Raw genomic sequence first — 11,910 nt, forward strand, 5'->3', positions numbered from 1 at the left:
AGCCGTCCTATAGATTTTATCGTTACCTTCTTATACTCGTCAAGCAAAACTAAAAAATCAGGACAAGAACCTTACGAAAAAGAAGGCTTTTTTCACGGTTCTTTGACTTCGGATATACCGCAAGTTATTTAAGCACGTAATTTTAAGGATCGTTCACTTGCCTTCACAAAGACAGGCGTTGCGCCGATCACTTCTCCATCTGCGTGAAATAAGATTTTTTCATCTGCTTCTAAGTACGCTTCCTCATGCTGAAACAGGGTAACCCCCTTTATTCCAAGGTGCTTTCGGAACACCATCGCACTTAGAAACAAAAGGACTTTGAATGGATTCAAATCTGTGACAACCATCGTTTGAAAACCTGGCTGCCTCGCACTCACTTCCGGTGCCGCTTCCAGCCCTCCCCCGTAATACGGGTGATTGCAGACGATCACAAACCACACTTGGCGAAAGACTTTCTTCTCATTTTCAATAAATAACGCAAGATCAAACGGCTTAAACGACCATAAAGAATGGATAAATGACATCGGGTAGATGATAAAGCCAAGCCCCAGCCGTTTCAGCCACTTTTCCCCTCTAAAATGCACCGTTTTTCTCAGTACATGTGCGTCAAACCCCGCACCGATGTGATTGAGAAAGAGAACAGATTGCGGACTTTCGGCATGATCTTGAAAGGAGCCGAGAGAAAATGTTTTGGTGAGCATTCTCTTTTGCTTTCTCACTTCTTTTAGGACATCATGACGATGGATACCGAGACCCTTCGCAGCATCATTCCAATGACCAGCAGGGACAAAACTAAGCTGCACATGATCGATTTCCTTTAAGCCATTCAGTACTTCATGAATGGTGCCGTCACCGCCAATAACAATCAATCGCTTCAGCCTGTCATCCTGCATGGCACTGATTTGTCTTGCCAAAACTTCTGCATGGCCTTCATGCTGGGTGAGAAATGATCGATAAGAGATCTCCACCTTTTGTAATTCTTTCTCTATGCTCCTCCATGTGCGGAGTCCTTTTCCATGTCCTGCTTCTGGATTAACGATAAAGTACCATTCATTCATATATTAGCTCCACTCAGGTCTCATTTTTCGTGACCTTCCATCATGCCTTTAATCGAGCCATTCCTGTCTTCTTTTGCTGTCTGATTCACCATAAGCAAGCAATGCCTTTGTCGCCTTAAATTGCTGATGCTTTGTCGGCGCCGAATTTTTCCGCTGCTTTTCAAACCACTCTTCTGCCTTCTTCTTATCGATAACCTCCATCCCATATGGAACTTCAGGTAAATCAATATAAGAGGTTCGGCTGATGAGGATTTTTTTCACAGGAAGGTCTACACCACTTTGCTGTAAAATCTTTGACACGACGGTGCCAGAACGCAAAAGGCTTGCACAAGGATTCAAGACGGACTGAACAGCTTTCCCAGTCGCCCGTTTTTCCCAAAAACGTTCCTTTGTTCCAATATAGACGCTGTCTGGCTCGGCCTCTAAGAAGGATAAACAGATCACTTCGAGCGGCGTGATGAGTATCGGACATAATTCCATCTCAGCTTTTTGAATGAGCAGCACCGGCTTGTACATCACAAAATAAGAATCCGGAAGCTGCCTTGCAAGCATCCGCAGCTTTTCATCATACCGAATATGATGGGAAACGGTTGAAATATGTGAAATCGTCGAACTCGCCCATTTTAATTGCACTTCAAAGAGATGATCCTTAAAAAAGTGAATCAGCTTCGTTTCATCGGTAGGAACGTTTCTGAAAACCCCTTGCTCTATATCTGTCGGCTCGTTAAAAAGACTCAGGTCCCGTTCCTTTTTCATATCGGCTTCTTTTTGCTTTCTCTTTAAGGAGAATTTGTTTCTCTTTTCTTCCTCTTGTTCAGGCGCTTGTTGAGGAATTTGGTCAACTGGTTGCTGCGCCTCCTCTTTTGAAGCCTTTTTTAACTCGTCCCATCTTTGTTTTTTCAACCGATTGAATTGATTGATATAGTGATGCGGGTCTTGTTCATATCGTGATATATAATCTTGAATTTTGATAATTTGCGCCATCTGCTGCTCACTCCAACTTCTAGGATCATTTATGTAGTGTAAATTGTTTGATTGCGTGATAACGAGGGGTTTCCTTCGGACGTATTTCAAATAAAGTGATACGAGAAACCTCCATCACATATGGCTCTTTGCGTAAAGGTGCTTGCTTTTCATAAGGGTCATCCGCATTCCATTTGCGCGCAATCGTCATATGCGGATGAAACGGTCTCTTTTCAACAGGGTGTCCTGCTGACAAGACGGCTTCCTTTACCTTTTCTCTTACATGCATGAGCGGCTCACTTTCATGAGGCTTTGCAAAAAAGACTCTTGGGCGTTCCTTCGCACCAAACTGCCCTACCTCATTCAGCTCTAGTGGAAATGCAGACGCTTCATTTGAAAGGATGTCAAGCAGCTGGATGATCTTTTTTAAACGTTCTTCTGGAATGGCGCCTAAAAAGACAAGGGTCACATGATAATCATGTGGTGCTGTCCATTTTTGAAAGAACAGTCCGCTCCTTTGATCAATGTCTTGTTTGATTTGATGCGCAAGTTGTTCAGGGATGTGAATCCCTATAAAATAATGACGGTTTTCTGACACAATATCACCTGTCCTTTTTTAACAAACTTTACGAATCCCCATTGATGATAGTATAACTAAAGAAATGCGGAATGAGAAGAAAGGGTGTCATCTGATGAAAGTTGCACAAAATATAGCTGAGCTGATTGGCGATACACCGCTTGTCAAATTACAGCGGCTCCAGCCAGAAAATGCGGCGGCTGTTTACTTAAAACTGGAATCATTTAATCCCAGCGGAAGTGTAAAAGACCGCGCGGCTTACAATATGATCGTCGAAGCAGAAAAACAAGGGAAACTCACAAAAGGAGCAACCATTATTGAGCCTACGAGCGGGAATACAGGGATTGGTTTAGCCATGAATGCCGCCGCAAGAGGCTACAAAGCCATCCTTGTCATGCCTGATACGATGACAAAGGAAAGAATCAATATTTTGAAGGCATACGGGGCGCAGGTCGTCTTAACCCCAGGAGAAGAAAAAATGCCAGGCTGCATCCGCAAGGCTGAGGAACTGGCTGCTCAAATTCCTCATAGCTTTATTCCCATGCAGTTTGACAATAGAGCGAACCCAGATGCACATAGAGGAACAACAGCAGTCGAAATTATGGAAGCTGTGAAACAACTTGGACAGCCACTTGGAGCCTTTGTCGCAACAGCTGGAACTGGTGGTACTATTACAGGAACTGGAGAGGAATTAAAAAAGGCATTCCCTCATTTAACCATCCGTGTGGCAGAGCCTAAGGGTTCCCCTGTCTTATCTGGCGGGAAACCTGGGAAGCATAAACTTGTTGGCACAAGCCCAGGATTTATCCCCCATATTTTAAACGAGCACGTCTATGATGACATCGTGCAAGTAAGTGACGAAGATGCTTATCACATCACACGGCAGCTCGCTAAGCTTGAAGGAATTTTAGTAGGCCCATCCTCTGGGGCGGCTTGCTATGCAGCCATTGAAACAGCCAAACAATTGCCGGCAGATCAAATTGTGATCTGTATGACAGCAGATACGGGCGAACGATACTTATCAAGTGATGTTTTTCAAGATTAAAAAAGGAACAGGGCGATGAATCCCTGTTCCTTTTTCTTCATTTCACGGTTAAGATGTTTTGACAGATTTCACTTCAGCCTGTTCCCCTCTGATAAGTAAAGCCTGTTCATCAGTAAGCGGGCATAAATCAAGCGTCTGCTGATACTTCTCTGTGATTTGCTGCGCAGCCTCGCCTAAATAGGCATTGTGCATATGCGGTACAGGATAGCAGCTTATTTCATTGACACCTTGAAATGATGAAAGCTCCGTCGCTTTTTTTTGATCATCCATCAGGGAGATATATTCAATGCTTGGCGCCATGATGATACTCCCCGCAGACTCTCCGATGTACAGCTTGCCGTTGTTGATTTCTTCTTTCAACATGTCATCGAGACGATGCTTTCTTAACTCCTGCAATAAATAAAAAGTGTTGCCTCCTGAAACGTAGATCACATCATTTTGTTTGATCATCTGTGCGATCTCTTCAGCAGACTGTTCATCTATCTGTACAGTCTCAAGCTGCATCCCTAATTCCTGAAAGGCTTCCTTCGCTGCCTCCACATAGTGCGTGACTTCTTCTACAGCACTTGCCGTTGGAAAGAAAGTCACGCGCTTCCCTTTTAAAGATTCACCGGCAAAGTCAGATAAGAGAGAATAGCTGTCTTTGAATGAAGAGCATAAGAACATCTTTTTCACTGTAAATCCCCTCTTCTCTTTTCCAATTTCTATTTTGCTAATTCATACATGGCTTGTGCATAAAGAGCTGTTGCTCTCAGTAAGTCATCAATTTCAATATATTCATCCTTTTGATGGGCGCAGTCTGGTCTGCCAGGAAATAAAGGTCCGAAGGCAACGCCTGCTTCTAAAGATCTCGCATACGTTCCTCCCCCAATGGCAATAAGAGTTGCGGGATCTCCCGTTTGTTCCTCATATACCCGCTGCAAGGTTTTCACAAGCGGATGATCTTTTGAGACGTGATGAGGAGGACTGTCTTCGAATTTTAGAAGAGCCGCCCCTTTGATGCTTTCAATTCCTTTTTTGACGTCCTTGCCGTCTGCTGTCACTGGATAGCGGACATTTAACCCTACCTTTGCTTCCTCATTCTGTTTATAGCGGATTGTCCCAACATTCAACGTCAAATCTCCACTAATCTCATCTTTGCAAGCAATCCCCAGCTTTTGTCCTCTTGTATCCTGATCAAATAAAGCGTTGATTTGGGAAGTAAAGGCAAGTCCCTGCTCATCTAATTCGTGTCCGCATAAGAAATTCGCCATATGAATGCCCGCATTTGTCCCATGCGCCGGCTCCATGGCATGAACAGATACCCCTTTTAATGTAAAATGCAGTCCATCCGCTGCGCTTTTTACCTCACCAGATAATTGATGATCAGCAAGATAGGCTTTGAAAGCTGTTTTTATTAATTCAGCATCGTGTTCCTGTGCAGCAGTCACAGTAGCAGCTGCCTCATCTGGCACCATATTGAGCCTCATACCCGATGTAAATTGCTTCAGCGTATAGCGCTGATGATTCGCTGTTTGTTGATATGTAAATGACAGGGTGGCATCAATAATCCCTTTTTCCGCATGAATAATTGGAAAATCGGCGTCTGGTGCAAATCCGATTTGCGGCATCGCCTCATGCTTGAAATAATGATCCACACAGCGCCAATCGCTTTCTTCATCTGTTCCAATGATCATTCGAATTTTTTTCGACAGCTGCAGGCCAGTATCTTTTAAGATTTTCAGCGCATAAAATGCCGCCATGGTTGGGCCTTTGTCATCAATAGCCCCGCGTGCAAAGATTTTATTTTCTCTGATGTCAGCTGAAAATGGCGGGGTTGTCCAGCCGTCGCCAGCAGGAACCACGTCCACATGACACAGCACACCTACAATGTCTTCGCCTTCCCCGTATTCAATATGACCTGCATAGCCGTCGACATTCTTGACTGTGAAGCCTTCGTCTTCCCCTTTTTTCAGCATATACTGCAGGGCATCATCGACTTTTTCACCAAATGGCTTTCCTTCTTTACCGCCTTCTTCATCAAGGACACTTTCAATTTGTAAAAAAGATTGTGTGTCCTGAATCAAGTCGTCTTTTTTTCGTATTACTTCAGCTTCCCAATTCATTTTTCCATTCCTCCTTGAAAAAAGGTTGCAATCCACCCTTAAAACGAATATTATATTAATTGTTTTGTAATAATGTTCGTAAATGGAGGATTTTATGTTTCAGTTAAAAGAAAATCAAACCAACATAAAGAGAGAAATAATCGCTGGTATGACGACATTCTTTACTATGGTCTATATTGTTGCCGTCAACCCGGGAATTCTTTCAAAAGCAGGTATTCCTTTTGACCAAGTCTTTACTGCAACAATCATCGCTGCTGTTGTCGGTACGCTCTGGATGGCACTATTTGCAAATTATCCGATTGCCATTGCACCAGGCATGGGGCTGAATGTCTATTTCACCTTTACCGTTGTCGGCGGTGGCGGCATCAGCTATCAAACAGCGTTTAGTGCGGTATTTGTTGCTGGTCTACTCTTTATTATTTTATCGTTAACATCCCTTAGAAAACAACTGATTCAAGCCATTCCAGATAATTTAAAGTACGGTATTACAGCAGGAATCGGGCTTTTCATTGCATTTATCGGCCTCCGTCAGTCTGGAATCATCGCTGCTGATCCAGAAAACCTTGTGAAGCTTGGCAATTTAAGCTCGCCAGTTGTCATTTTAACGCTTGTCGGCTTAATGATTTCGGTTATTTTAATGGTTCTGCAAATAAATGGTGCACTGTTTATCGGCATGTTAGCGACCACATTGATTGCGCTCGCAACCGGCCAGCTTCATTTCCCTAAAACACTGATGGACATCCCTGCACTGCCTGAAGGCATGCTGATTACAAATCCAATCGCTGCCTTTGGTGACGTGTTCTCTCATCATTTGTATGCTGTCGTATTCTCCTTCTTACTGGTGACGATTTTTGATACAACAGGCACTATGATCGGCGTTGCCGAACAAGCAGGATTAATGAAAAATGGCCAGCTGCCAAAAGTGCGCAGAGCCCTGCTCGCTGACTCGGCTGCAACAACGGTTGGTTCTATGTTTGGTACAAGCCCAACCACTGCTTATATTGAATCATCATCAGGAGTAGCTGCTGGCGGAAGAACTGGGCTGACGTCTTTAACGGTCGCTGCACTGTTTATTGTGGCACTATTTTTTGGCCCGCTCGTTCAAGCTATTTCCTCTTTACCATCGATCACATCACCTGTTTTAATCATTGTTGGCTGCTTGATGATGAACTCGGTGTCACGTATTCGCTGGAACGAACTAGACGAGGCATTCCCTGCTTTCCTTGTTATTCTTTCGATGCCGCTGACTTCTAGTATCTCTACAGGAATTTCACTTGGATTTATTTCCTATCCGCTTGTGAAATTGGCGAAAGGGAAATGGAGAGAAGTACATGTGCTTGTTCTAATCTTTGCGGTCTTATTTTTCATTCAGCTCTTTTTCTTAGAAGGATAACAGAAACAAAAAAAGGCACATCCTCACATGGAATGTGCCTTTTTGCCTTCACTGAATTTTTTATTTTGTAAATTTTCTGTGTTTATTTTTCGGAATTTGAAAATGTCAGCTCCAATCGTATCCCTTATCATTATTGGGTTGTAACCGGATTCAAATCATGATATATACCATATTTTATTTCATGAAGACAAGTTTAAAAACACGTAAAGTTGACTTTTTGGTGGAACTAGATGCATAATAACGTGTATAATAGAATAAAACATTAAGAAACACGAACATTTACCATTGTTGCATGTCCTTATTTCGCAGTTTTAGTGTAGTAAGTTGTGGTTAGTCAAGTCCATCCGATCTTATTGATAGGGAGTGGTTTTTTGAAACCTTCAACAAACCGTATGATGACTCGAATCAAATCAGTCTATATGTTCATTCAAGAGAAAGGTCTTGTGACGACACAAGAGCTGGTTGATGAATTCGGGATCACACCTAGAACCATTCAAAGAGACTTAAACGTGCTTGCCTATAACGATCTTGTTCATAGTCCAAGCAGAGGCAAATGGGAAACAACGAGAAAAAAAGTAAAAATATCATCTTAAGCGTATAATGAATTGTCCATATAACAAAAAGAACCGGCGATATGCCGGTTCTTTTCTTTTGCAAATTGTTGACGAAGGGCTAAAATGATTTTTATTTTAGCCCTTCGTCTTTTGTTCTTACGTTATTCACGATTCATTAAGCTGTCTAATTCTTCATCCGTCAATTCACGGTACTCTCCCGGTGCTAGATCTTCATCTAAAGGGACGGCCCCCATCGAGAGCCTTTTTAAAAAGATCACTTCATTTCCCACCGCTTGGGCCATCAGCTTCACTTGATGGTACTTCCCTTCAGTAATCGTCAAACGGATGCGTGTATCTTCCTCTTCATTTGCATCTACTTCCACCTTCGCCGGCTTCGTGTGATAATCATCTAAGATGACAACGCCCTCTTCAAGACGCTTAATGTCTTGATCTCCTAAAGGATATTTCAAATGAACCTCATACGTTTTTGGCACATGCTTTTTTGGAGAAAGTAATTGATGAGCAAGCTGTCCATCATTTGTGAGGAGAAGGAGACCGACCGTATCCTTATCAAGTCTCCCCACAGGGAATGGCTCCCTTGCGATATCCTCCGGCTCGAGTAAATCGACAACCGTTTCATCCCGCAGATCTTCAGTTGCTGAGATCACTCCGTCCGGCTTGTTCATCATTAAGTAAATGAATTCTTTATATTCTACACGCTCTCCGTGTACGAGCACTTCATCATTTGATGGATCAACATGATCTTTCACCTGCTTTGCCACTTCTCCATTCACTGTGACCGCCCGGGCCTTGACAAGCTTTTTCACATCTTTTCTTGAACCAAAGCCGCTGTTAGCAAGTAATTTATCAAGCCTCATGAATATCTACCTCTTCTTAACTCTTTTTTCTTAAAAATTTCGGCATACGGCTGCCCAGTACACGCTCTAGTAATCCCACCTTATAAGACAAGTACATATACACACCGCCGCCAGTGATCATGGAAATCAAAATGACGATACCCGCTTGTAAAATTCCGCCTTCATAAGAAATCACTTGGTTCACAAGCTGACTTGTCAAATATGCCACGACAGCCATAATCGCCGTTAAAATACCAATGAGAATAAAACGTTTGAAAATTCTGCGGAACGAATAGCCGGCATGGCGTTTAATCATGATAAACATATACAAGATGGACGCACTGTAGCCTAATGCTGTTGCCAATACAGAACCATTTCCTTGCAGCCAGCTGATCAGCGGGATGTTCAGAACCGTTTTAATAATGATCCCTAACAAAAGACTGACGATCGCAAATTTTTGTTTGTTGATCCCTTGCAGAATCGCTGCATTAATGGTGAATAAAGAAAACAATAATGCAACAGGTGCATACCAGAACAAAATGGAGATCCCAATCTCAGGATGAACAGACGGATAGAAAAACCAATAAGCCGGTCCAGCCAATGCCGAGATACCAAATGAAGCAGGCAGCACGAAAAATAAAATGACTTGCATCGTCTGATCAATTTGTCTATTGAGCAGCTTGTAATTACGTGCTGTAAATAATTCCGTAATCGTCGGAATCAATGTTAAGCCAAACGCTGTTGCAAGTGACACAGGAATCATCACGACCTTCGGTAAATATAACGTCACAATGGACAATACCGCTGTACTAATATCCTGATGTCCGGATGCAATCATGGCTCTGTTAATTGTGTTTGTATCGATATAAGAATAAATTGGAATCGCCAGTCCAACAAACACATACGGCGCCGCATAGCTAAACAGCTCTGTAAACATTTGCTTATAAGATAAATCAGAGTGAGCGCCTGTATTCGGCTGCATAGCTAAGAGCCGATCCTTCCGCTTCAGCCAATATAAATAAAGCGTGAATAAACCGCCAAATGCACCGATCAGTGCCGCAAATGTTGCATATCCGACAGCAATGACAAGCCCGCCGTCAAGCACCTTTAAAATAATAAACGTCGCCGTTAATAGGAAGATGATTCTGACAAGCTGTTCAATCACTTGAGAAACAGCTGTCGGTCCCATCATGGAGTGTCCTTGGAAGAACCCGCGTACAAGACTCATGATCGGTACAACCAAAAGACCTAAGCTGACCATTCGAATCACATATACTACTTGATCGACAGTCAAACCGCCTGTTTCATTTGATCCGCCAAGCTGAATCTTGGCAAAAATCGGTGCGGACAAATATAAAATAGAAAAGGCGATCATCCCGGTGACAAGCATGACCGACATACCCGCCCTGAACATTTTTCTTGTTGTCTCATAATCGCCGATCGCATTATATTTGGAAACAAATTTTGATACCGCTGTTGGAAAACCAAGCGTAGCAATACTTAAAAAGATCGTATACTGATTGTATCCATATTGGAATAGCGCACCACCAGTAGCTCCAACCATTGCGCTAAATGGAATTAAATAAATCATACCAAGAATACGAGAGAGATACGTCCCTATCGTTAAAACCAACGTACCACGAAGCAGTTTATTAGACATGCGCTTAACCACCATTTTTCTAATGAATATTCAACTTAACTATTTTACCACATCAATTCAACACACAGGTAACAAATCCAATACGGAAGTCACAAAACCAATCAATTCATATTTCAGCCTTCCCTAATCTTCGTTATAATAGAAAAATGACTGAAAGTAGAAAGAGGAATGTAACATGAAACATTATGATGTCATTGTCATTGGCGGCGGACCTTCTGGACTGATGGCCGCGATTGCATCAGCAGAGCACGGTGCGACTGTTCTGTTAATTGACAAAGGAAACAAACTTGGCAGAAAGCTGGCCATTTCTGGCGGCGGACGCTGTAACGTCACCAATCGCCTTCCAGTAGAAGAAATCATCAAACATATTCCCGGAAACGGCCATTTTCTATATAGTGCATTTTCTGAGTTCAACAACGAGGATATTATTTCGTTTTTTGAAAACCTTGGCATTGAACTAAAAGAAGAAGACCATGGACGTATGTTCCCTGTATCAAACAAAGCACAATCTGTTGTGGATGCCCTTCTAGACAGGCTCCGCGCCCTCAATGTCACCATTCGAACGAACGAAAAAATTAAAACAGTTCTGTATCAAGACGGACAAGCAGCTGGAATTGTTACAAATAATGATGAAAAAATTTCAAGTAAGTCTGTCGTCATTGCTGTCGGCGGAAAAAGTGTGCCACATACCGGCTCTACTGGTGACGGCTATGCATGGGCAGAAGCAGCCGGTCATACCATTACAGAGCTCTTCCCAACAGAGGTACCGGTCACATCCGATGAACGATTTATTAAAGAAAAAGTGCTTCAAGGTCTTTCTTTAAGAAGTGTGGCTGTCAGTGTTTTAAATAAAAAAGGGAAACCCGTCGTCACACATGTCATGGATATGATTTTTACTCACTTTGGTTTATCAGGTCCAGCTGTTCTTAGATGCAGCGGATTTGTTGTGAAGGAATTGAAAAAGCAGCCGGTCGTCCGTCTTCAAATTGACTTATATCCGAAGCTGAATGACGAGGAGCTGTTCCAGAAGCTTCATCGTGACCTTAAAGATGAACCGAAGAAAGCCATTAAAAATGTCCTCAAGTCTTGGATGCAAGAACGCTATTTATTGTTTCTGTTAGAACGGAACGGGATTGATCCACAAGACACATTCTCTGGTCTAGCCAAGGATAAACTGCGTGCATTCGCCCATGATTGCAAACATTTTATTGTGCATGCAAATGGTACGCTATCCTTGGACAAAGCGTTTGTGACAGGAGGCGGCGTTTCTGTAAAGGAAATTGAACCGAAGAAAATGGCGTCTAAAAAAATGCCCGGTCTTTATTTCTGCGGAGAAATTTTAGACATCCATGGCTACACAGGCGGCTACAATATCACGTCAGCACTTGTGACAGGCAGGCTTGCCGGGATGAATGCTGCACTAGAAGCAAAGGAGAGAGATCAATGATCAGACGTGCATTACCGATTGTTATTGCGGTCGTTATCAGTTTGACAGCCGCTGTTTTCTTGAAGCTGTCCATTACCCCGTTAAAAATCGCCATTGTTTTGGCGTTTACCATTTTCGCAGTATGTTTAAAAGAATATGTCTACCGTCTTCGCAAACGAATTGAGGAAAAATCGTCTTCCCATATCGATAGTTGATAAATGGAAGCAAAACATGTTACGGTAAAGTAGAGGTCGAGTGAGAAGCTCGCCTCT

Annotated in this window: 12 protein-coding genes; 5 read left to right on the forward strand and 7 right to left on the reverse strand. The window is 42.8% G+C overall.

All coding sequences use genetic code 11. The features are described 5' to 3' along the window. Window positions 1-128: 128 nt before the first annotated feature. From MHI08_RS13490 to thpR, 3 genes are read right to left on the reverse strand one after another with little or no spacing between them, the layout of a single operon-like run. A complete protein-coding gene (locus MHI08_RS13490) occupies window positions 129-1,058 on the reverse strand; it encodes a YegS/Rv2252/BmrU family lipid kinase (protein ID WP_342499694.1) in 930 nt (309 codons plus the stop codon). A 48-nt stretch (window positions 1,059-1,106) separates the two neighbouring features. After that, complete coding sequence (locus MHI08_RS13495; protein ID WP_262089957.1) at window positions 1,107-2,042, reverse strand: hypothetical protein; 936 nt, start codon at window positions 2,040-2,042, stop codon at window positions 1,107-1,109. Between the two features lie 25 nt (window positions 2,043-2,067). Continuing rightward, window positions 2,068-2,619, reverse strand: coding sequence for an RNA 2',3'-cyclic phosphodiesterase (gene thpR / locus MHI08_RS13500; protein ID WP_075622005.1), 552 nt, complete (start codon window positions 2,617-2,619; stop codon window positions 2,068-2,070). Window positions 2,620-2,710: 91 nt separating this feature from the next. On the opposite strand from thpR, the gene cysK reads away from it, so the two are divergent. Then, window positions 2,711-3,643: a cysteine synthase A gene (cysK, locus tag MHI08_RS13505; RefSeq protein WP_170871294.1), complete on the forward strand. Its 933-nt coding sequence runs from the start codon at window positions 2,711-2,713 to the stop codon at window positions 3,641-3,643. Window positions 3,644-3,691: 48 nt separating this feature from the next. On the opposite strand, the gene MHI08_RS13510 is transcribed toward cysK, so the two are convergent. Further along, window positions 3,692-4,318, reverse strand: coding sequence for a Type 1 glutamine amidotransferase-like domain-containing protein (locus MHI08_RS13510; RefSeq protein ID WP_262089955.1), 627 nt, complete (start codon window positions 4,316-4,318; stop codon window positions 3,692-3,694). A gap of 29 nt (window positions 4,319-4,347) precedes the next feature. Then, window positions 4,348-5,748, reverse strand: coding sequence for a dipeptidase PepV (gene pepV / locus MHI08_RS13515; RefSeq protein ID WP_342499695.1), 1,401 nt, complete (start codon window positions 5,746-5,748; stop codon window positions 4,348-4,350). 94 nt (window positions 5,749-5,842) lie between these two features. On the opposite strand from pepV, the gene MHI08_RS13520 reads away from it, so the two are divergent. Next, window positions 5,843-7,141 (forward strand): NCS2 family permease, encoded by a 1,299-nt coding sequence (locus MHI08_RS13520; RefSeq protein ID WP_087976504.1) that lies wholly within the window; start codon window positions 5,843-5,845, stop codon window positions 7,139-7,141. A gap of 371 nt (window positions 7,142-7,512) precedes the next feature. Next, the gene (locus MHI08_RS13525; protein WP_008356419.1) at window positions 7,513-7,734 is read left to right on the forward strand and encodes a DeoR family transcriptional regulator; all 222 of its coding nucleotides are present in this window, start codon (window positions 7,513-7,515) and stop codon (window positions 7,732-7,734) included. Between the two features lie 122 nt (window positions 7,735-7,856). On the opposite strand, the gene MHI08_RS13530 is transcribed toward MHI08_RS13525, so the two are convergent. Beyond that, on the reverse strand, window positions 7,857-8,573 hold the full coding sequence (locus MHI08_RS13530) for a pseudouridine synthase (protein ID WP_087976503.1): 717 nt from the start codon (window positions 8,571-8,573) through the stop codon (window positions 7,857-7,859). Window positions 8,574-8,589: 16 nt separating this feature from the next. Next, window positions 8,590-10,212 carry a polysaccharide biosynthesis protein gene (locus MHI08_RS13535; protein ID WP_202738719.1) on the reverse strand — a complete coding sequence of 541 codons (1,623 nt, stop codon included), beginning with the start codon at window positions 10,210-10,212 and terminating at the stop codon, window positions 8,590-8,592. A 175-nt stretch (window positions 10,213-10,387) separates the two neighbouring features. Between MHI08_RS13535 and MHI08_RS13540 the strand changes: the two genes are divergently transcribed. Continuing rightward, on the forward strand, window positions 10,388-11,659 hold the full coding sequence (locus MHI08_RS13540; RefSeq protein WP_342499696.1) for an NAD(P)/FAD-dependent oxidoreductase: 1,272 nt from the start codon (window positions 10,388-10,390) through the stop codon (window positions 11,657-11,659). Continuing rightward, window positions 11,656-11,853 carry a hypothetical protein gene (locus MHI08_RS13545; RefSeq protein WP_041107318.1) on the forward strand — a complete coding sequence of 66 codons (198 nt, stop codon included), beginning with the start codon at window positions 11,656-11,658 and terminating at the stop codon, window positions 11,851-11,853. The genes MHI08_RS13540 and MHI08_RS13545 overlap by 4 nt, the downstream gene beginning before the upstream one ends. The last annotated feature ends 57 nt before the right edge of the window (window positions 11,854-11,910 follow it).

Origin of the sequence: Bacillus sp. FSL M7-0791 (genome assembly GCF_038627085.1) — a bacterium.
GTDB classification, from domain to species: domain Bacteria; phylum Bacillota; class Bacilli; order Bacillales; family Bacillaceae; genus Bacillus; species Bacillus safensis.